At 55.2% G+C, this 18,908-nt stretch carries 20 protein-coding genes and 1 pseudogene; 17 read left to right on the forward strand and 4 right to left on the reverse strand.

The window, feature by feature from the left end:
- The coding region (locus ACR1XU_RS21705; protein WP_480908742.1) for a hypothetical protein at positions 1-209 on the forward strand (209 nt) is incomplete at its 5' end.
- Between the two features lie 61 nt (positions 210-270).
- On the opposite strand, the gene ACR1XU_RS21710 is transcribed toward ACR1XU_RS21705, so the two are convergent.
- The gene (locus ACR1XU_RS21710) at positions 271-918 is read right to left on the reverse strand and encodes a class I SAM-dependent methyltransferase (RefSeq protein WP_480908741.1); all 648 of its coding nucleotides are present in this window, start codon (positions 916-918) and stop codon (positions 271-273) included.
- A 96-nt stretch (positions 919-1,014) separates the two neighbouring features.
- Between ACR1XU_RS21710 and ACR1XU_RS21715 the strand changes: the two genes are divergently transcribed.
- Positions 1,015-1,914, forward strand: a complete 900-nt coding sequence (locus tag ACR1XU_RS21715; protein ID WP_170806637.1) for a LysR family transcriptional regulator — start codon at positions 1,015-1,017, stop codon at positions 1,912-1,914.
- Between the two features lie 16 nt (positions 1,915-1,930).
- A complete protein-coding gene (locus tag ACR1XU_RS21720) occupies positions 1,931-2,422 on the forward strand; it encodes a P-loop nucleotide/nucleoside kinase family protein (RefSeq protein ID WP_480908740.1) in 492 nt (163 codons plus the stop codon).
- A 119-nt stretch (positions 2,423-2,541) separates the two neighbouring features.
- On the opposite strand, the gene ACR1XU_RS21725 is transcribed toward ACR1XU_RS21720, so the two are convergent.
- Together ACR1XU_RS21725 and ACR1XU_RS21730 are read right to left on the reverse strand one after the other, a co-directional pair.
- A complete protein-coding gene (locus ACR1XU_RS21725; protein WP_170806639.1) occupies positions 2,542-2,955 on the reverse strand; it encodes a DUF4345 domain-containing protein in 414 nt (137 codons plus the stop codon).
- Positions 2,956-2,983: 28 nt separating this feature from the next.
- A complete protein-coding gene (locus tag ACR1XU_RS21730; RefSeq protein ID WP_480908739.1) occupies positions 2,984-3,811 on the reverse strand; it encodes an SDR family oxidoreductase in 828 nt (275 codons plus the stop codon).
- Between the two features lie 136 nt (positions 3,812-3,947).
- Between ACR1XU_RS21730 and ACR1XU_RS21735 the strand changes: the two genes are divergently transcribed.
- The 12 genes and pseudogenes from ACR1XU_RS21735 to ACR1XU_RS21790 all read left to right on the forward strand — a co-directional run bounded on the left by ACR1XU_RS21735 (position 3,948) and on the right by ACR1XU_RS21790 (position 16,498).
- Positions 3,948-4,943: an AraC family transcriptional regulator gene (locus tag ACR1XU_RS21735; protein WP_480908738.1), complete on the forward strand. Its 996-nt coding sequence runs from the start codon at positions 3,948-3,950 to the stop codon at positions 4,941-4,943.
- 776 nt (positions 4,944-5,719) lie between these two features.
- The gene (locus ACR1XU_RS21740) at positions 5,720-6,616 is read left to right on the forward strand and encodes a LysR family transcriptional regulator (protein ID WP_170806642.1); all 897 of its coding nucleotides are present in this window, start codon (positions 5,720-5,722) and stop codon (positions 6,614-6,616) included.
- A 74-nt stretch (positions 6,617-6,690) separates the two neighbouring features.
- A complete protein-coding gene (locus tag ACR1XU_RS21745; protein WP_480908737.1) occupies positions 6,691-7,506 on the forward strand; it encodes a putative hydro-lyase in 816 nt (271 codons plus the stop codon).
- A gap of 36 nt (positions 7,507-7,542) precedes the next feature.
- The gene (locus tag ACR1XU_RS21750) at positions 7,543-8,577 is read left to right on the forward strand and encodes a TRAP transporter substrate-binding protein (RefSeq protein ID WP_170806644.1); all 1,035 of its coding nucleotides are present in this window, start codon (positions 7,543-7,545) and stop codon (positions 8,575-8,577) included.
- A 119-nt stretch (positions 8,578-8,696) separates the two neighbouring features.
- Complete coding sequence (locus ACR1XU_RS21755) at positions 8,697-9,248, forward strand: TRAP transporter small permease (RefSeq protein ID WP_170806645.1); 552 nt, start codon at positions 8,697-8,699, stop codon at positions 9,246-9,248.
- Complete coding sequence (locus ACR1XU_RS21760; RefSeq protein ID WP_170806646.1) at positions 9,245-10,531, forward strand: TRAP transporter large permease; 1,287 nt, start codon at positions 9,245-9,247, stop codon at positions 10,529-10,531. The genes ACR1XU_RS21755 and ACR1XU_RS21760 overlap by 4 nt, the downstream gene beginning before the upstream one ends.
- A 6-nt stretch (positions 10,532-10,537) precedes the next feature.
- Positions 10,538-11,191, forward strand: a complete 654-nt coding sequence (locus tag ACR1XU_RS21765; RefSeq protein ID WP_480908744.1) for a DUF2848 domain-containing protein — start codon at positions 10,538-10,540, stop codon at positions 11,189-11,191.
- Between the two features lie 14 nt (positions 11,192-11,205).
- Positions 11,206-11,949 carry a 5-oxoprolinase subunit B family protein gene (locus ACR1XU_RS21770; RefSeq protein WP_480908736.1) on the forward strand — a complete coding sequence of 248 codons (744 nt, stop codon included), beginning with the start codon at positions 11,206-11,208 and terminating at the stop codon, positions 11,947-11,949.
- Positions 11,946-12,971 (forward strand): 5-oxoprolinase subunit C family protein, encoded by a 1,026-nt coding sequence (locus tag ACR1XU_RS21775; RefSeq protein ID WP_480908735.1) that lies wholly within the window; start codon positions 11,946-11,948, stop codon positions 12,969-12,971. Before ACR1XU_RS21770 ends, ACR1XU_RS21775 begins: the two co-directional genes overlap by 4 nt.
- A pseudogene (locus ACR1XU_RS21780) lies at positions 12,968-13,318 on the forward strand (LamB/YcsF family protein); the annotation flags it as partial. The gene ACR1XU_RS21775 and the pseudogene ACR1XU_RS21780, both read left to right, overlap by 4 nt.
- Before the next feature lie 436 nt (positions 13,319-13,754).
- On the forward strand, positions 13,755-14,189 hold the full coding sequence (locus tag ACR1XU_RS21785) for a helix-turn-helix transcriptional regulator (RefSeq protein WP_170806649.1): 435 nt from the start codon (positions 13,755-13,757) through the stop codon (positions 14,187-14,189).
- 392 nt (positions 14,190-14,581) lie between these two features.
- Positions 14,582-16,498 carry an adenylate/guanylate cyclase domain-containing protein gene (locus tag ACR1XU_RS21790; protein ID WP_480915703.1) on the forward strand — a complete coding sequence of 639 codons (1,917 nt, stop codon included), beginning with the start codon at positions 14,582-14,584 and terminating at the stop codon, positions 16,496-16,498.
- A gap of 60 nt (positions 16,499-16,558) precedes the next feature.
- Here ACR1XU_RS21790 and ACR1XU_RS21795 read toward each other — a convergent pair whose 3' ends face one another.
- The gene (locus tag ACR1XU_RS21795) at positions 16,559-16,867 is read right to left on the reverse strand and encodes a hypothetical protein (protein WP_480908733.1); all 309 of its coding nucleotides are present in this window, start codon (positions 16,865-16,867) and stop codon (positions 16,559-16,561) included.
- A 312-nt stretch (positions 16,868-17,179) separates the two neighbouring features.
- Between ACR1XU_RS21795 and ACR1XU_RS21800 the strand changes: the two genes are divergently transcribed.
- Positions 17,180-18,373: a tyrosine-type recombinase/integrase gene (locus ACR1XU_RS21800; RefSeq protein ID WP_480908732.1), complete on the forward strand. Its 1,194-nt coding sequence runs from the start codon at positions 17,180-17,182 to the stop codon at positions 18,371-18,373.
- Positions 18,374-18,585: 212 nt separating this feature from the next.
- Complete coding sequence (locus tag ACR1XU_RS21805; protein ID WP_480908731.1) at positions 18,586-18,792, forward strand: helix-turn-helix transcriptional regulator; 207 nt, start codon at positions 18,586-18,588, stop codon at positions 18,790-18,792.
- Positions 18,793-18,908: the final 116 nt, after the last annotated feature.

The raw sequence follows: 18,908 nt of genomic DNA on the forward strand, positions 1-18,908 counted from the left end.
ATTGGGATATCTACGAGGCGCGGTGTCATGTCTTCTCAAATGCTGAATGCACTTTAGCCTCAATCGGAACGTCACGCTATGACTGCGAAGGACTCGAAGTGGAAATTCGCTCAGTCGCAGCGAATGTCCACATTGCGGACAAACTTGCCGCTCGCAGTAGCTTTTTATGGTGCAAACAAAGTCAAAACCATTCGCACATTCGAGGCTGAAAATTGTTAGATTTTGCAACGTAAAGATCGTTTCAGCAACGAAGATGAGAGAAGGGCAGCTTCAAGTTTTTTGCGCAACAATGTAACGACTTTGCAGCATCGAGGCTTGATTGGAAGTATAAAGGATTTCGAAGCCTGCGCGCTCAATTTTCCTCTCAAGTATCGATCCAGAAACGAAATTCACAAATGGGGCTTTCCCGAGTATCTGCATGATCGGGATCGCAATCCGACTGATCATCGTATACTTGAAACCACCATTCTCAGGCGCGCAGACGGTCTTGGATATGAAAAGCCCACCGGATTTTGTCAGCGTGGAAATGTGCTCGAGCGCTTGGTCCAGATCGGGCAGGAGATGAAGCAGGTTATGCGCCAAGACCGCATCGTATGAACCTTCATCAAGACTGTGCTCAAGAACTTCGGCCACCTTGAAAGTGACATTCTCAAACCCTTCCTTAGCGCACTTCTCATCGGCAATCTCGATCATGCCCGGAGCGAGATCCGAGGCAGTGATATGGGTCACATGCGGTGCCAGCAACAGCGCGGTTGAACCCGTACCGCACCCGATTTCCAGTACGCTGTCCTCCGCTTTCAGGTACGACTTCGTACGTTCGAGTGTGTTCAGATACCCTTCCACGTTCCGGATTGGGTCCGCCGCATACTTTCGCGAGATTTTGCTCCAGAACGCGGCATCCTTGGACAAAGCAGCCATTTCATTACTCTCTTTCAAGGTTGTTGCCGCATTCCATACATCCAAACACTCATTTATGGAATTGCCACATGCCGCAGAAGCGTTATGCATAAATGCATGAACTGGAAAGCCATCAATTTCGACTGGAATCAGGTACGATCCTTTCTTGCGACAGCTGAAGAAGGCTCGTTTTCCGCAGCGGCGCGCGTTCTTGAGCAAACTCAGCCTACTGTCGGCCGTCAGGTTGCTGCGCTCGAATTGGCACTCGGGATCACCCTGTTTGAAAGAGTTGGCAAATCGCTCAGTCTGACGACCGCTGGCACCGAGCTTTTGTTGCATGTCAGAGAAATGGCGGATGTCGCGAGCAGGATTTCTCTTACCGCGACAAGCCAGTCGCAAACTGTCGAAGGGCAAGTCAGGATCACCGCGTCCGATGTGATGTCTGCCTATCAACTGCCGCCTATACTGAAAAAGATCAGACTTGCAGCACCGCGACTTGAGATCGACGTCGTTGCAGCCAATGACTTACGCGACATACAGCGACGTGAGGCTGATATCGCCATCCGACATGTGCGCCCGACGCAGCCAGATCTGACCGCAAAGCTTGTCGCCGAGGCGAAGGCACATTTTTACGCAGCACCTTCGTACCTTGATCAGGTGGGACGGCCAAAAAATGAAAACGAACTCGCTAAGTTGGACTTTGTCGGATTTGGCGACATTGACACGATGATCGGTTTTCTCGATCCGGCGGGCATTAAGGTGACCCGAAAAAGCTTCCGGATTGGCTCACAAAGCGGGATTGTATCCTGGGAGCTGGTGCGCCAAGGTTTTGGCATCAGCGTAATGTCAGATGACGTGGCTGCCTTAACACCCGGCGTGGAGCGCGTGCTCCCTGATCGTGAGCCGTTTAAGTTCCCGATTTGGCTGGCCACGCACTCGGAGTTACATACCGCAAGAAGGATCAGGTTGGTGTTTGATCAACTGGCTGACCAACTGAGCACGGGGACTATCAGGTAATCCGGGAGTTCACCCTATGTCACATGCTATTCCAACGCTTCACTTGCTTTGTGGTAAAGTCGCGTCAGGAAAATCAAGTCTGGCTGCGAAACTTGCGAGTAGCGATGGGACGGTGCTCATTTCAGAAGATGAATGGCTCAGCGCCCTGTTCGGCGACCAAATGAACTCCCTGCAGGATTATGTAAATTGTGCTTTGAAACTGCGAATGGTCATGGGACGGCACGTGACTTCATTACTGACGGCTGGGGTTTCAGTCGTTCTCGACTTTCCGGCGAACACAATTGAAAACAGGGATTGGATGCGTTGCATTCTGGAAAACACAGCCGCGAAGCATCGCCTTCATTTCCTAGACTTGCCAGATGAGGTTTGTTTGCGTCGGTTGCAACAGCGCAACAGAGATGGCAAGCATGCCTTTGCAGCAACGGAAGACCATTATCGGCGTATTGCGCGATACTTCGTGCCACCATCACCCGAACAAGGTTTTAACGTCATAACTCACCATCAGTAGCCGCAACCGTTCAGAATGTCGCGGACGTACTAACGTGTGTTGGCCACCCACTCTGAATCGGCGAATGGCCAAATGCTCACAGACAGCTTTCAAGGGTCTCAAGTCCGAAGTTTGTGTAACTACAACGAGTGCATGCCAGCTTTCTTTTGCCGCTCTTTGCTTGCAACCCACAAACACATCAGGCCAAGCATCACCTCTATCCCAAGGGCAGAAAGGATGCTGTCCGATGGTCGTCCGTCAAGGGCAAGGCTGACCAATCGCCCTGCGGCAAAGGCGAAGAACACAGTGGCTCCAAGCCAAGCTGCTGTCTGGGCCATCTTTTGGTATAGCGCTCCCGACAGGATGATAAGGCCAAGTGCAACCAGATTGGCCGCAGGTGCGCGCAATTCACTCATCAGGTTCGGCTGCGGCGAAATAACAATGCCGTAGCTGGAGTAAAAACCCAGTGGGGCCAGCGTGATGATCAGCCCCAAGGTGGCTGCGATCAAACCCGCCACCCCCAGGACAAGCCTGCGTTTTACGTCAAACGTCATGATTGTGTTCCTTTGCTGTCAGACCAACTCATGCAGCCTGTGTCCAAGCGCCAGACTTTGCGGCTTCATTTGCAAAATCGGAAAAGTCGCGCGGTGCCCTCCCCAAGGCGCGTTGAACACCGTCTGCAACATTCGAATTGCGGCCATCAAGCGTTTCTCTTGCAATGTCGGTAATGACGTTGGCAATCATCTCACCGCTTGCATTCATGATTTCCGCGTGGAATTCATCAAACGAAATCGGAACGTATTGCACAGTTGTGCCCATTGCGCGCGAAAGCTCGGCTGCCATTTCGGCGAAAGTCATAAGACGCGGCCCTGTAACTTCGTAAAGCTCGCCAGTGTGTCCTTCCTCGGTCAAGGCGGCGACAGCGACGTCGGCAATGTCGTCCACGTCGATAATCGGTTCACGTACGTCACCAGCGGGCATGGGCAACACACCAGCCATTACCGGCTCCAGCAATGCACCTTCAGAGTAGTTTTGCGCAAACCACGCAGCACGGACAATCGTAAACGGCACACCGGAGTTTCGAACAACCTCCTCAGCACGCTCGGCATGGAATTCTCCGCGCCCTGTCAACAGCACGAGCTGCTGCAGTCCCTTTTCCCTGGCCAGTGCCGCGAAGGTCGCGACTTGCTCGACCGCGCCCGGAAATGCGATGTCAGGAAAATAGGAAATGTAGGCAGCCGAAACACCGTCCAGGATTGCAGGCCAGGTCTGCGGCTGTTCCCAATCAAATGGGGTTTGGCTATTCCGCGATCCACGCCGAACTGCATGGCCCATGTCTTCCAGGCGCTTCACTATACGTGATCCGGTCTTACCTGTTGCGCCAAGCACGAGAATGGATTTCTGTGTCATCGGTCATCTCCGTTAATCTGTCAATGACCCGTATTTAGGGAAGGATGCAGGATGATGTATTCTCCATCATCCTATTTTATTATCCATTCGTCCAAACAATGTAGACAATTGAGGAAGCTTCTAACAGGCTGGTGTAATGAACCAGAATACCCCTCACATTCCCGACCCCGATGCACTGGCGCAGCCGATTGGCGATCCGCTTGGGGAAATTCTTCATCTTTTGAAGCTGACAGGCACATTCTACTGCCAGTCGCGCATGTCTGCGCCCTGGGGTGTTTCTATACCGGGCATTCCCGAAGTACTGAGCTTTGCCGTCATCACACACGGGCGTTGTTTTTTGAGGGTCGGAGAAGATGTGCCGTTTGAAGTCGAGAAAGGCGACTTGGTTCTGATGACAAATGGTGCACCGGTTGGTTTCTTCAGCTCGGAAGACACTCCACTTTTGACACTCGAAGAACTGCCCATACGTAAGGTAACCCAGCTCTATGAAACGCTGGAATACGGCGGCGGTGGAGTCGAAACCGGCATCATGTATGGCCTTGTCAGGATAGATCATGCAGCCAGTGGAATGTTGATGTCCCTGCTTCCCGACGTACTCAAAATCGATCCTTGGGAAGAGGACGCAGGGAGCTGGCTACAAGCAACTTTGCAGTTCATTGCAAGAGAGGCGCGTGAATTGCGACCGGGCGGCGAAACAGTGATTACCCGCTTGGCCGATGTGGTTGTCATCGAGGCCATTCGCCGATGGCTGAACAGCGCACCCGACGCTAATCGCGGTTGGTTAAAAGCGGCCCGAGACCAACAGATTGGCCGCGCCATTGTAGCCATACATCGCGCACCCGCAGCAAACTGGACAGTCGAATCCCTTGCGCAGGTTGCAGGTATGTCCAGGTCGGCATTCGCTGCACGTTTTTCTGAGCTCGTCGGTGTTCCGGCAATCCAATATCTTGCGACCTGGAGGATGCATCTGGCTCGGGAACGATTGATTTCCACCGATCAACCAATCTCGCAAATCGTCGCTGACGTAGGGTATCTATCTGAACCTTCCTTTAGCAAAGCGTTCAAACGGGTATTTAACGTGTCTCCGGGGAAAATCCGCAGGCAGCAATATCAGGCGCAAGGCACTCATTAGACGAAAATAGACACGTGTTGCAGTAAGCTTGGCAGCTTTGGGTCCAGAAGGTCAGCTTCGGGGTTCGATGCGGACGTTCGACGAAATTTAGCGAATGTTCATTATTCGGACTGTGCCGACATTCCGTTTCCGGAACCTTGCTGGCGTAGTATTTTCCCGCATCTGCGGCGGCTTCTATTAAGCGCCGCAGCGACTTTCGCGAGACCGGACATTCAAAAGTACGCAGATCGTCAGATCCCAAACCGATCTTTCGCTGCACCCGGATTCGACAATCGAGACGCGACACGAAGTTGTCTTTCGCACGGAAGGCTTTTGCTCTAGCAGAAATGACTTGTGCGTACGGCGAGCAGCTTGTCGCGGTGCAGAGATAATCCTGATCGCAGCCGTTCAGAAGCACCGATTTGGCGGGCCTAAGCCATTGGCTCGCAATAGTCAGATCGAACCGTCGCAACGTTGAACTTTCCAGAACAACACTTGGATGTCTGCTACAGATAGAGCGCGCCGGGGCCGGGCAGGATAAAGCGGTCGAGAGGCAACATTGGCACTCGCCGAAAGATACTGACATCGCCGTTGGGCAGTTTGAGGAATGACGGTTTCGGATGTTCCTGGTGAACGCAGGATTGGGCAGTGGCTACAGTTGACCACAGGAGGTATTGCTTGCGCGGAAGGGCTTTGTTGTGACGCGACCCAATCCATCGATGCTGTCATTCGGCATGTGTTGAATGCGATTTCGTTCGGATAGACTAGTCAAGACGAGATCAACCGAAAAAGCTGCAATGACTAGAATCAATATCGATCAACTCAAGACATTTCTTGCTGTCGTGCGTCACGGTGGGGTGCGAAGGGCTGCGTCGGCACTTAATTTAACACAGCCTGCCGCAACCGCCCGGATCAAGAATCTTGAAGACGCGCTTGCTTGTGAATTGTTTGAAAGGCGCTCGGGGGGGATGCGGCTGACCAAGCGCGGAGAGCTACTTCTGGCTCATGCGGAAAAATTCGAACATCTGACGGAGCTTGTCGAGAGAGATGTGGTCGACCCCAAGGGGGTTGATGGACGTCTACGCCTTGGCACATCCGAGACTATCGCGCAGTGCTGGTTACCGAATCTGGTGGCGCGGCTGCACGCGTTTTACCCCCGCCTTGAAATCGAATTTAACGTGGATATTTCCTCAAACCTGCGTGATGGCCTGATGAACCGCGAAATCGACCTTGCAATTCTTTTGGGACCCGTTTCGGAGCATAAGGTTAATAATATCGAACTGCCCTGCTTTGATCTGGCCTGGTACGCGGCAGGGTCGCGGCGCGACGGGATAGACGCCCTGAATCTGAAGCGTCCGGTTTTGACCTATGCCCGCAACACGCGTCCCTATCGCGAATTGAAAGAGATGCTTTTTGAACGTGTCGGACCCGAAGTATCGCTTTTCCCTTCCTCTTCTCTCTCTGCCTGCTTCCGGCTGGTGGAAGCCGATCTCGGCGTCGCTGTTCTTCCGCGGGTGTTGGGACTTGAATACGTCGCCGCCGGGCGCATCACCGAGTTCGACCCGGGCTGGGTGCCTTCTCCGCTCCAGTTTACCGCTTCCTATCTCGGAGAACCGAAGAGCCATCTTATTGAAACCGCCGCAATGATGGCGCTGGACGTCGCGACCGGTTACAGTGGTGATAAAAATATCTGATCGATATTGAGAAAATTATTCGATTTGATTTTATAGCTTGAACTTGTGACCTTGTCGGCGACGGAGGGGCACCTGTGAGCAAAACCTACGAATTGTTGAAATCTCGAACGCTGACAGAACAGCGTGGCGCAATACGTTCCGGGCAATATTGCTCGCATACCGCCGGACTGGGACAGGGTCATCTGCAAGCAAATCTGGCCATTATGCCAGAGGCCTATGCACTCGATTTCATGCGGTACTGCCAGCGCAACCCGAAGCCCTGCCCTTTGACAGGCGTGTCCGACACTGGCAACCCAATGATGTCCACCATGGGCCGGGACATTGATATCAGGACGGATGTGCCCGCCTACAATATCTATCGTGACGGCATTCTTGCCGGTTCGGCAAAAGATATCCGCGATATTTGGCAAGATGATCTGGTAGCCTTTGCGCTGGGCTGTTCATTCACCTTCGAACATTCGCTGATACGCGCCGGGGTGCCCGTCTGGCACATCAAAAACAATACGACCGTGCCCATGTTCCGCTCGAACATTGATACGGTGCCTGCCGGACCATTTTCCGGAAAGATGGTCGTTTCCATGCGCGCAATACCCGAGTCGCGGGTGCGGGAGGTTGTGGAAATCTCGCGCCGCTTCCCGCTCGCCCATGGAGCGCCGGTTTACTGGGGTGATCCTGATGGAATTGGCGTCACCGACGTCTCGCGTCCTGAATGGGGCGACCCCGCACCGATTGGCCCTGGCGAAGTACCGATGTTCTGGGCCTGCGGAGTGACTCCGCAGGTGGCACTCGAAGCGGCGCGCATGCCACTTTGTATCACGCACAAACCAGGGCACATGCTGATCACTGATGTTGCCGAAGACGCAGAGATCCCGGTCCTGACGTTTACCTGACAGACAACAACGAACCCGACCAACAAGGAGACCAATATGAAACGTATTACCACCATTCTTGCCGCAACTACGGCACTGGCGTCGCCAGTCTTCGCCGAAGACCTGTCCGTCGTCGGCAGTTGGTCCGGTCTGCCCCTGCACAAGCAGTATGAAGCACCGTTCTGGGGTGAAACACTGCCCGCCGCTTCGGGGGGAGCGATCAATGTCAACCTGACCACGCACAATCAGATGAACTTGGGTGTAGGCGACGTGTTCCGCCTGCTGGGTGATGGCGTTTATGACGTGGCGATGACTGTGGCCGATTATGCCGTGGCCGACGCCCCCGAGCTTGAGGGCCTCGACGTGCCTCTTCTGGCCCTGACCGCCGCCGAAGCTCGAGCCATGGTGGACGCCGCCCGTCCAATGGTTGTGGACATTTTCGCGGACCGGTTCAACAGCCACGTTTTGGCCATTGCACCCTATCCACCGCAGGTGGTGTTCTGTAACGCCGAGGTCGGTGAACTGGCTGACCTTAAGGGTCTTAAGGTCCGCGCATCCGGTCGGATGACAGCCAAGTTCCTCGAGGCGCTTGGGGCTGAAGGCGTGAACGTCGGCTTCTCAGAAGTTCCCGGCGCGCTTCAGAAGGGCGTCGTTGATTGCGCTGTAACTGGTGCAGGTTCGGGCTACTCCGCCGGCTGGTGGGAAGTATCCACCCATTTGATGCCAATCCCGCTCGGCGGATGGGACAGTGTCGTAACCGCGATGAACATGGACAAGTGGAACAGCCTTGATGCCGGCACGCAGGCGCTGATCACCGAGCAGGTCGCGGCCGAATTCGAAGGCCCGGCATGGGATACCGCGCAAAATGCACTGGTGAATGACATCGCCTGTCTGACTGGTAATGGCGAGTGCCCGGCCGGTGACGCGCGCGGCATGACGCTGGTCGAGGTCTCGGACGCTGACTTTGCCAAGGCGCGCGAAGTGCTGGTCGGCGAGGTTTTGCCCGACTGGGCGGAACGCGCGGGCGGCGATTGGGCCGATCGCTGGAATGCCAGCGTAGGTGCCACGGTTGGCGTGACGATCGCCAAGTAAAACGTTCTGGATGGGCCTGCAGAGCGCCCATCCTTTTTTGCCGACACGCCGGATTAGTGGTTGCGAGAGTTCGACCGATAATCCTTCTCGTCCTAAGATTGACCCAGCAAAGGGGCCACATGGAACTGATCGCTCTTGAAAAACTGCGCAACCTGAACAGGCAGATTGCCATCCTAACCGGGATCGTCCTTTTGGCCTGCGCTGGCATCGTTATTCTAGATGTTATCCTGCGCCGGTTCGGTTCGTCCTTTGGCGGCACCGATGAAATTTCCGGCTATGTGATGGCGATTACTACGTCCTGGGGCATGGCGTTCACGCTTCTTGAACTTGGTCATGTACGCATCGACATCCTGCGGTCGCGCACCGGTAAAATGGGCCGCTCGATATTTGATCTCTTTGCCATGACCATGATGGCCGGAACGGTGACATTGATCGCGGTCAAGTGCTGGCCCGTCCTTTCACGCTCGCTGGCCAATTCCTCTCGTGCAAACACGCCTTTGGAAACTCCGCTCGCTTGGGTGCAGACCCCTTGGTTCGCTGGCTGGATCTGGTTTGCCGTCGTCTCGTGGTTCACGCTGATCGCGGCAGTTTTGTTGGTGGTTAAGGGGCGGTTCGAAGACTCCGAGGCCGCCATTGGCTGCTTTGGTGAGGAACAGGAGGCGTTGAAATGATCGGCTATCTGTCCATTGGACTCCTGGGACTTCTGACCCTGTCGATTCCAGTTGGCATCGTGCTTTTCCTCTTGGGCTTCGGCGTCGATGCTTTCTTCAGCCCCTTTCCCTTGATTCGGGGGCTCGGCAATCAGGTCTGGTCGACCTCGAACAACGCCACGCTCATCGCCATTCCCTTCTTTGTGCTGCTGGGCGAGATTCTGGTACGTTCCGGCATCGCAACACGCACATATGCCGCCCTCGACCGCTGGGTTTCCTGGCTGCCAGGCGGGCTGGTGCACGCCAATGTTGCCACCGCGACGATGTTCTCGGCGACCTCCGGCTCGTCCGTTGCTACCGCTGCGACCGTCGCCACCGTGGCGATGCCCCAAGCAGAAAAGCTGGGTTATGACCCAAAACTTTTCTCTGGTGCGATCGCGGCGGGGGGAACTTTGGGGATCATGATCCCGCCGTCCATCAACCTGATCGTGTATGGCTTTCTGACGCAAACATCTATTCCGCGTCTGTTTCTGGCCGGGCTTATTCCGGGCATCGCGCTCGCCCTCGGATTTATGGCCATCACCATGTTGATCTGCATGATACGCCCGAACCTTGGCGGCACACGGCGCGTGTTTCCCTTTCCCGAAATGCTCAGGGCGCTTTTGCAGCTTATCCCGATCATCTTGCTCTTCACCATCATCATCGGCACAATCTACAAGGGTTGGGCAACACCGACCGAAGCGGCTGCCGTGGGTGTGGCCGGTGCCGTTCTGATCGCTGCGTTTTTTGGCGGCATCAGTGTGAAAATGTTCACCGATAGCATCCTGGGCACGGTGAAGATTACCTCGATGATCATGTTGGTGGTCATCGCGGCATCCTTCCTTAACTTCACACTGGCCTCGGCCGGACTAGGGCGCGAATTGGAGGTCTTCCTGAACGGGCTGGGCCTCTCGCCCTTTGGCACGATACTCGTTGTCGTGCTGATCTATATCGTCCTTGGTTTCTTTATCGAGACGCTCTCTCTCATGGTCGTCACTATTCCGATCATCGTACCCCTCGTCGTCGCGCAGGGCTATGACCCGATATGGTTTGGCATACTTATGATCGTGCTGATCGAAATGGCGCTGATCACGCCGCCTGTGGGTCTGAACCTCTACGTTGTTCAGGGCGCGCGGAAATCGGGTACGATGAGCGAAGTGATGCTGGGCAGCATTCCCTACGTGGTAGCGATGCTGATCATGGCGGCACTGCTGATCGCCTTCCCGGGGATCGCGCTTTACCTGCCATCGGTTCTCGGAGCCTGATACGTGATGCATTTTTCTGTGAACGAAACAGAGATCCCTGCCCGGATTGATCAACTGATTGTCGCAGGTTGGACGGGGCGCAACCTGGATGCAGTGCAGCACCACATCGACGAGTTGGCAGCCCTTGGCGTTGCGCCGCCTCGTCAGGTACCGCTGTTCTATCAGGTCTCGACCTCGCTTCTGGCGCAGTCGCCCGAGATTGAGGTGCTGGGGGCAGCTACATCGGGAGAAGTTGAACCTTTGCTTGTCAAGCTGGAGGGCCAATTGTTTCTGGGGCTGGCGTCGGACCATACGGATCGCGACCTTGAAACTGTGTCTGTCGCGGCCTCGAAACAGGCATGCCCGAAGCCCGTCTCGGATCGGCTTTGGCGTTTCGAAGAGGTCGCACCCCATCTCGACCAACTGGTCCTTCGTTGCGAGATTGATGAGGGCGAACAGTGGGTAATCTATCAGGAAGGAACGCTGGAAGGCATCCGACCACTGACCGACTTAGCTGAGAGCGCAGGCCTCGCCGATGGTCAGGCCATGTTCTGCGGCACCCTCGCCGCCATTGGCGGCGTGCGGCCCGCGCCCGCCTACAGAATGAGCCTGACCGACCCGGTTCTGGGGCGCTCGCTGAGCCTTTCATATCGTGTCAAAACGCTGCCCGTCATTGCATGAAGAAATCCTGCCTGATGCCCAGATCACAAAATTCGAATTGGCCACAGATACGAACGGCCGGGTATGACGGCTTTGTCGTCAGTTTTGGAGACCGGCTTGGCGAGACGGCCAACCGCGCGTCCTTGGCCTTTCGGGATGCGGTCATGGCCGCGGATTGGGCGGGGGTGGAAGAGAGCTCGACGTCGCTGGTCTCAACATATCTGCGCTTTGATCCGCTGACGAACGACCACGCTGCGATGCGCTTAGCGCTGGAAGGGCTGGTGCAGGATCGCGACTGGTATGCAGCCCCTCTTCCCTCTGGTCGCAGGCTTTGGCGCGTGCCCACTGTTTTCGGCGGCGAAGCCGCTCCTCAACTTGCCGATGCGGCGAAACTGGCGGGGCTGAACGAGGCCGACGCCATCGCTTCGATTGCCGCCACGCCTGTGCGCGTTCAAACCATCGGTTTCGCGCCGGGTATGCCTTATCTGGGCGAATTGGCACCGGTCTGGGACATCCCCCGGCAATCCGAACTGACTGATCAGGTTCCTGCGGGCGGGCTCTGTGTTGCTATACGCCAACTGGTCTTGTTTCCGGTTAGCACGCCGACCGGTTGGCGCCACATTGGCCAGACTGCGTTGCAACTGTTCCGGCCCAACTCTCCGAAACCATTCCTCTTACGCCCGGGGGACGAGGTGCTGTTTCAACCCGCCGATCCCGACACGCTTGCGAAACTGCAAGGCGATGAAAACGGCGGTGCCACATGTGAGGTCATCACATGAGTCGCGCGCTGATCGTTCACCGCGCCGGACCCGGCTTGACTGTGCAGGATCTTGGAAGACCGGGTTACCTAGCCTTTGGACTGTCGCGTGGCGGTGCGGCCGACCGGCTCGCGTTGGCCGAAGGGGCTGCTCTGCTCGGGCAATCGCAAGACCACGCACTGCTCGAAATGGCGGGGGTCGGCGGTCAGTTCGAAGCGACCGAAGATATGCGTTTTGCACTGACCGGAGCACCGATGAGGGCCAGCATCGACGGTACCCGCATCGCTTGGAACGCAAGCCATCTGTTGCCCAAAGGCGCCCGCTTGGAAATCGGCGCCGCCGACACCGGAAATTACGGTTATCTGCACTTGGGCGGTGGCCTGGCAACAGCGCCGGTTCTGACGGCTCAAGGCGCCCATCTGGCTGCGGGCATCGGTTTGGTGATCCAGTCCGGCGACAGGTTTGCCGTTGGACCAGATGGGCAAGGCGAGACGGGGTTGAAACTCGATCCCGAAGACCGGTTCGGAGGCGGCACAGTTCGGATAGTTCCCAGTCTCCAGACCGGTTTCTTCACGTCTGAAGAACTCACGCGCTTTGAGGCGACGACATTTCGAAGGGACGCGCGTGGCAACCGTATGGGCGTGCGCCTTGTTCAGGATGACGAGGGCTTTCACAGCGAAGCGGGGCTGAGCGTCCTTTCCGAAGTCATAGTACCAGGCGACATACAAATCACCGGCGATGGCTCTCCATTCGTGCTGCTTAACGAATGCCAGACGACCGGCGGATATCCCCGGATCGGTTCGGTCCTGCCTGTCGATCTACCCCGGGTCGCTCAGGCCGGTCCCGGCGAAACATTGCGGTTTTCTTTCGTATCGCTGGAAGAGGCGGTTTCGATTCAAGCGCACGCACGAGAGTTTCAGAATTCCTTGCGAAACAGGCTCGCTCATTTGGTTCGCGATCCGGCAACGATCGCGGATTTGCTGTCGTATCAGCTGATCAGCGGAGTGACCGCAGGAGACGATTTGGAGAGGAGCGACTTATAAGCAGATCGGTCGATCTCAACGCTGACATGGGCGAATGCTTTTGCCCATGGCGCATGGGCGACGATGTCGCGCTATTGCACACCGTACCCTCGGCTAATATTGCTTGTGGATTTCATGCAGGCGACCCGGACGTGATAGCGTGAATAATGAAAGCTGCACATGAGCGTGGCGTCGGCATCGGAGCCCATCCCGGCTTTGCCGATCGGCAGGGTTTTGGCCACCAGCGTGTGTCACTCCCCTCCTAAAGCCTGAGCAATCTAATTCGCCATCAGGTCGAGGCGGCAACGGGAATGGCGCGCGGGTTCGGAACGCAAATCCGGCATCTTAAACTTCACGGTGCACTGGCCACACCGCCGGTCTGAAGCACCTTGATCTGCGTCGCGCCCATTCTGAAGTTGTTGCGCGCGCGCATTAGCACGTCATCCGCGCCGGCTACGATGGCCGTCATATTCAGAAGATCCAAGTCGTCACGTCACGCGGAGAGGAGTTGTAAGGCATGAGATCCCAAGGCCACCGCGCGCGCTGAGCCATGCTCCGGAACTGTATTACCGCGGGCCTTGAAGAAAACCACGTCTATCTCGCTGCGCAGTCCCCGTTCGCGGTGCCAGCGTCGCGCCCGGTGGTGGCATTTCTACTTTGCAAACTGGGTGACATTTCTACTTGGTTGCAACAATTACCGAATTAGCACGCGGCCAATCAAAAAATCGTCCGTTCGACCTTCATTTTCGGAGTTCCACTCGAAGATGATAATTTTGTGCGTCAATGCTTGTTTAAGCTGCCCCATTGGATGAAAAATCACACCCTTCCAAACCCAAGGCCTCGCAAGCTGGTTCACTGGTCAGGCTGATGACGGTCGCGCCCTTCGTGAAACGGTCTAACAAAAACGGAGTAGATCCGGCAAAGGTGTTCAGAAGTCTTGGCCCGAAAGAAACGGATATGGATGATCCGACGCGTCTCGTTCATGTGGGGTTGTCTATGGGCTTGTGCATGATCTTGCCGTTAGCCGAGGGCCCTTTCTTCGGTGTGCATGTCGGCGAGAAATTCAACGTCTTGAGTTTCCCGTATTTTCAGCTGGCGAAGGATGCACTGTCGATGACCAATGACAGCGTTGCAGAGATCGGCAGATGGTTTGGCTTTGGTGAGGCGGGCAGCTTCACACGGTTCTTAAAGTCGAAGGCGGGCGTGTCCCCCCGCGAGTTCAGAATATCACATAAGTGACTGGATTTCAGACAACCTGCCAATCAAGTTCTTCACTTTTTTCGATATCAGCCCCAGAACTGCAGCCCAAGTGAGAAGGCCGACTGCCTGATGCTCAAAGCAGTTGTTAGATGCAGTGCGGCCCGCAGATGCGGGACAAACGGCTGCTACGGGCTCGATGCTGTCATTCTCTACTACTTGCATCAATTACCGGAGGTAGACTTCAAGCGGACTTGCCTAATTGGTCGTACGGGGCGGAGAACTGAATTTCGCTGCACCTACAAAGAGTAGGAGCCATCGAGGCGAAGAAGTCATTTGATCTGAATCATGACAGCCAAATTGGTTGGACTACCAGAAAGACATGCATTGTCGAGATTTCGTGACATCCGTTAGACTGTGAACAGGAGGGTCCTATGCAGCGCCGACTCGCCGCGATCATGGCTGCCGATGTCGTTGGGTATTCGTCGTTGATGGGCAGCGACGAGGCAGGGGTATTGTCCGCCCTCAAAACTCTGCGTTCAGAGATTTTTGATCCCGCAATTGCAAGACATCACGGGCGCCTCGTAAAGTTGATGGGGGATGGTGCTCTTGTCGAATTTGCTTCAGTTGTCGATGCCGTAAACTGTGGTGTCGAGATCCAGCGGACAATGGCTGAGGCTGCTCCGACCCTCGCCAACGGGTCGCAGTTGCAACTTCGGATCGGGATTAACCTCGGTGATGTCATGATCGCTGATGGGGACCTCTATGGAGACGGGGTGAATGTTGCCTCGCGCATTGAAGGTCTCGCTGACCCAGGCAGTATCGCGGTTTCTGAGAGTGTCGCACACCAGGCAATGGGCAAGGTAGATGCCGGATTTGAGGATCTCGGACTGAAAAACCTAAAGAACATCGCTGAGCCAGTTCGGGTTTTCCGCGTCATGCCTGACAAAGCGCCCGCCTCCGAACGGCGATCAAACAAGCTTCCATTGGTGACCGGTGCATCGGTGTTGGTTGGTCTGGGCGTTGCAAGCTTGTTAACGTGGTGGATCGGCTTTGGTCACCAGCCGCCAGATGCCATTACCTTTGATGAAGCTGCTCTGTTGACAGACCCAACGGGTCCGACCGTTGCGGTTCTGCCATTTCAAAACCTTAGCAATACAGACGCCCACGATTTATTGGCTGTGGGCATAGGCGAAGACATCATCGTTGAACTGGGGAACTATCAGGACCTCAATGTTCTTTCGCGTCAATCTACCCATGCCGTTGTTACCGGTGAAAGCGACCCGCGCAGTATCAGGCAGAAATTCGGAGCGGACTATGTGCTGGAAGGTTCGGTTCGGCAGGTTGCAGATCGCCTGCGCGTGACGGCGCGGCTGATTGATACTTCGACAGGCCTTCAGGTCTGGTCCGATGCGTATGACGAAAGCCTCACAACATCCAATATTCTCGACGTTCAATTGCACATAACAGAAAAAGTCGCCTCTGCTGTGGGTGACGCGGGAGGTGCCATCAAGCGGATTCACGCAGGCCGCGCGCGCGCGAAACCCCCGGAAAACCTTTCATCTTACGAATGTTCGCTTCTGCGTGTCGGATTTATGAACCGGCGCGACATGCAAGAGCGCGTCCGCGCCTGTATAGAGCGGGTCGTGGAAGAGGAACCTGACTACTGGCGGGGTTGGGCGCAGTTGTCCGAGGCGCTTCAGACTGACGTCAAGTTTTTCACCGGTTTGTACGAAGGAACGCAGGAAGAAAAAATTGCCCGAGCCGAGGAAGCGGCTCGTACGGCCGTTTCACTGAATCCCTATTCTGCGCGTAGTCATTTTCTGCTGGCGCTTGCCCTGCAAATTCAACGCGATCTCGACGGTTTTTTTTCATCAGCCGAGACCGCGCTTGCACTGGGGACAGACCGGTATTTGCAGGGGCAAATCGGTTACGAGTTCATTTGGTCCGGACGCTTGGATTTAGGCGCCGCTTTAGTTGAAAACGCCATTGCGCTTGATCCAAATGCGGCAGATCCTAATTGGTTTCAGGCGCTCGCCGAGTATCATTTCCTGAATGGAAACTACGAAACAGCATTGGAAACTTACCGCAAAGGGGCGCAGCCTGACCTGTGGTGGTCGGTTTCGATTGAGGTCGCGATAATGGCCGAGCTTGGCCCGCACAGTGCTGCCGTTGCGGCGAGAGACCGGCTCAACAGAATCCGCCCAGGCATAAAAGTTGCAGACATTGTCTGGATGTATCGGCGTTTTGCGCGACCCGATGAACTTATTCTTCCTTTTGTCAAAGCATATCGAACTGTAGGAATGCCGGAAGGACAGTATGCCCCTTTGGATGCGGAGGGCGGGGGTTAACGTACGTAGCCCTCGGTATGGTGCGGGATGCGGATAAGATCGCTCACAAAGAACTCAGCCTTACTCGGGCTCTCTCGCCCTTTGCAGGCTTGCCAGCCAGATCCGCCGGTTTTCGGGATGGTTTTTTGATCCTGCAAACTGCCTGCGCATCGCGGAAATTGACAGATTCGGATTGATCTCAAGCGCATCGTTGACAGCCTTTTGCGCATTTTCCGACCTACCCATCTCGGAAAAAGTGTCCACGCTCAACAGGTGACGAAACAACCGCCAAGTATTGATTGTTACCACCGTGCCCAAGTGCCGGGCTGCGTCCAGCGCTTCTTCATAACGCCCCAGGTGAAACGGGATATGACCCTGGTAGGAGTGCATGTTTGCAACATCGGATCGCGCGGACTTATCAACGCCTCTCTCACCACGGATAGGGCCAAAAGCTGAAGCGCGATGCGCGTGGTCAAACATTCTCATAAAAACCCTTACATACAGGGTTTATATGGATGTCACTGGACATTTCGATATTGGAAGATGGTGCCCCCACACGGCAACAACACTCTGTTCTTTCATACCCTAATTCGTTCAATTTGGCAGCTAAGAACATGAATAATATGACATAAAGTGTCTGAGTTTGTGTTGTTGTGTTCTCCGCCATCCGGTAGGTTAAGGTGGATATTAGGGTGGATACAAATGCGGGCAACAAACAGACTTTCGGCTTCCTTTGTTAAATCCGCACCGGTCGGTAAACACTGCGATGGAGCTGGACTTTGGTTTATTAAACGAGACGATGGTGGCGCGCAGTGGATGCTTCGTGTGACTGTGCATGGCCGAAGGCGCGAAATGGGCTTAGGCGGCTATCCAACTCTTTCTCTTGCAAGTGCCCGAAGTGTTGCACAGCGTTGGCGCACGGTTGCTGCGGAAGGCCGCGATCCGGTTAATGAGCGTGAGGCAGAGGCACGTGCGGCGCGGCGGGAAGATGTTTCACTTGCGGTTCTGACCACAGATGCATTCGAAGCGCGAAAGGCTGAACTCAAAGGAGATGGAAAAGCTGGGCGTTGGCTCTCACCACTGAATGGGCATGTACTGCCCAAGCTTGGAAAGGTGCCAATAACAAACATTGACCAGCGCGACATTCGCGACACCTTGGCCCCAATCTGGCACACAAAAGCCGACACAGCGCGCAAAGCAATATACAGGCTAAACATTGTCTTTCGCCATGCGGCTGCGCTGGGGTTGGACGTTGATCTTCAGGCCACAGAAAAAGCCAAAGAGTTGTTGGGAAAGTCACGTCATAAGCCAAAACACATCCCTGCTATGCCATGGAGTGAAGTTCCCAATTTCTATGCAAGCTTGGAGGAACCGTCGCTCTCGAACTTGGCAATGAGGTTGCTCATCTTAACCGGCGTTCGCTCTAAACCTTTGCGCTTTATCAGGCTCGAACAGATTGAAGGAGACGTCTGGACTATACCCGGTGAGGCCATGAAAGGTCGAAAAGGGGCAACAAGTGATTTCCGTGTGCCGCTTTCGCAGGAAGCGCATCGCGTTATCGACCTTGCCCTACCGCATTCCAGAAACGGTTTCCTTTTTCCGAATACACGGCAGGGCGTGATCTCTGATATGACACTCTCACGAATGATGGAACGTCGCAAACTGGACGCCCGCCCGCATGGCTTCCGCAGCAGTCTTCGCGACTGGCTGGCTGAAGCCACCGACGCGACACACGAAGCAGCCGAAGCGATGCTGGGACACGTAACCGACTCTGGTGTCGTTCGAGCTTACAGACGCACAGATTTTCTTGAGCAGCGCAGGGTGTTGAGCGAGCAATGGGCGAGCTACGTGTGCGGTGGAACTAGGGAAGTCGTTTCTCGCGTCTCAACACGGTAATTAACGCCAGCCGGCACCACTCTAAATACAGTGTCCGCGCAAATCTAAACAGCTACATATTGAATTGCACCAATTAGTCCGCTAACATTGGAACTGTTGCTGCGCAAGATGTGCAGCTCGTCTTCCCCGACACGGGGCACCCATTGGTGGGACGAGCGGCCGGTTGCGATCACTCTGGCTTTCGTCCCAAGTAAGAAAGGACGACTGTCACAATGAGCACATTCACGGCGACTCCCGCAAAATACCTGACCTTAAATGAACTTCGCGACAAACTCGGGAACCGTTCTCGTTCATCCATTTATGCGGATCTGGCTGCAGAGCGGCTTCCCAAACCCGTCAAACTCGGTGGCCGTTTGTTGTGGATCGAGGAAGAAATTGATTCCCACCTCCGCGCTCTGCGCGATGGCGACATATGCTAATCGCGCGCAGTGGAGGATCCATTATGGTCGGTCGCTTCTATACATCGACAATAGCTAACATCACTTGTGACGCAGTAAGCCCATGGGAATTTGTAGAGCTGCGAAAGGTTACTCAC

The sequence above is a fragment of the Ruegeria sp. D1(2025) genome, assembly GCF_056536425.1.